This is a genomic window from Bradyrhizobium sp., from assembly GCF_049581145.1.
In the GTDB taxonomy this organism is placed as follows: Bacteria; Pseudomonadota; Alphaproteobacteria; order Rhizobiales; family Xanthobacteraceae; genus Bradyrhizobium.
Window position 1 is genome coordinate 1 of the sequence record NZ_JBAURI010000381.1, and the last position, 1,654, is coordinate 1,654.

Below are 1,654 nucleotides of genomic sequence, written 5' to 3' on the forward strand. Positions count from 1 at the left end.
AGAAGTCCCTCGAGCAAGTCCAGTTCTGCCTCGCCGTCCCCGCACCGCCCGTAGCCTCGCCCGATCGCTACACTGCCTACCTGCTCAACTCCATCCTCGGCGGCGGCATGTCCTCGCGCCTCTTCCAATCCATCCGCGAAGAGCGCGGCCTCGCCTACAGCATCTACGCCGAGCTCAACCCCTTCCGCGACACCGGCTCCCTGGCCATCTACGCCGGCTGCTCTGCCGACAACACCCGCCAAGTTTTGGACCTGACGCTAGCCGAACTAACCCGCCTCAAGCGCGAGCCCGTCACCGACGAAGAACTCCACCGCGCCAAGTCCCAGATCAAAGGCAACATGGTCCTCGGCCTCGAAACCTCCGGCTCCCGCATGTCCTCGCTAGCCCGCCAGCAAATGTACTGGGGCCGTTTCTTCTCGCTCGACGAAATCACCACCGAGATCGATAGCGTCACCGTCCCCGACATCCAGCGCCTCGCCAACGACCTCTTCCACCCCGAATCCCTCGCCCTAACCCTGCTGGGCAATCTAGGCCCCCTAAAACTAACCCGCGCCGACCTCGCCTGCTAGCCCACGCGAATTCGTTTCACCGGACGCGAATTCGTTTTACCGGATTAGCAGGGGCCTTTAGGCCCCTGAAAAGACCAACCAGAAAACTGGGCTTTAGCCCCGGGCTTTCACCCCCATCGACCGCCTCCACTGCAACGCCACCTCCGTAAACAACAGCGGCACCGCCCACGCCATCCAAGCCACCATCACGGCCTGCGCGGACGGCCCCAGCCCGCCATACAAATTCAAATCCTCCCCCAGCCGAAATAGCACAAACGCAAACGTCACCACGTAGCTGCGAATCATCCACTCCCTGTGCGCCGCAAACTGTCGCCGCATCACCGACAAATACGCCATCCCACTCGTCACCACCCACGCCAGCGCCAGGTACAACAGCGCCACACCAAACGCTTTGTCCCGCGACACCCGCAGCCCCATATACACCGCGGCGATACTCCCCACCAGCACCCCGCTCAGATACAGCCGCCCCATCCACCGATGCGCCTTCACATAGTTCCGCCTGATCCATCCGACAAATTGAAACGGCCCCAGCAGCAACGCCAGCGACCCTCCGCCAAGGTGCGCCACCAGCCACCACTTCGCCGGCCAGAAACTTCGATAATGCGGCGCATCGAAGTGCGTATACCGCATCACCGCACGTCCGTAAAACCGCACGATCAGCGCCGCCAGCACAGCGCAGCTCACCCACACCAGCAGCGTCCGCAACCGTGCGCTGCCCTTCGTCCCCAGAGTCATAACACTCGACGCCATAACACCTCGTTTCAGGAGGTACGCGGCCCGCAAACCAATCAGCTCAGGATTTTGGAGAAGTCTAGCACGCTCATTCCGTCGAAATTAATTCTCCTAACCTTCCGCCATCGCCGACTGCCTCGACTACCATTCCAGAGAATCATCAAGAGGCCGCCATGCCCCACCCGCCACCCAGCAGCCAGCGCCACTCACCCCTCACCCTAACCCCGCAGCAATTCCAAACCCTCGGCCACGCTCTCGTCGACCGCATCGCCAACTTCCTCGACACGCTCCCCAACCTCCCCGTCACCACCGGCGAATCACCCTCCGCGATCCGCACCGCCCTCGACGCCGAT

Annotated in this window: 3 protein-coding genes; 2 read left to right on the forward strand and 1 reads right to left on the reverse strand. The window is 62.3% G+C overall.

The features are described from left to right. Nucleotides 1–569, forward strand: a 569-nt coding sequence (locus WCB02_RS12285) for a M16 family metallopeptidase (protein ID WP_423958489.1), incomplete at its 5' end; no start/stop codon positions are given. 93 nt (nucleotides 570–662) lie between these two features. Here WCB02_RS12285 and WCB02_RS12290 read toward each other — a convergent pair. Beyond that, the gene (locus tag WCB02_RS12290; protein WP_423958490.1) at nucleotides 663–1,274 is read right to left on the reverse strand and encodes a DUF2306 domain-containing protein; all 612 of its coding nucleotides are present in this window, start codon (nucleotides 1,272–1,274) and stop codon (nucleotides 663–665) included. 200 nt (nucleotides 1,275–1,474) lie between these two features. Here WCB02_RS12290 and WCB02_RS12295 point away from each other — a divergent pair. Further along, a partial coding sequence (locus WCB02_RS12295; RefSeq protein ID WP_423958491.1) for a hypothetical protein occupies nucleotides 1,475–1,654 on the forward strand: 180 nt, incomplete at its 3' end.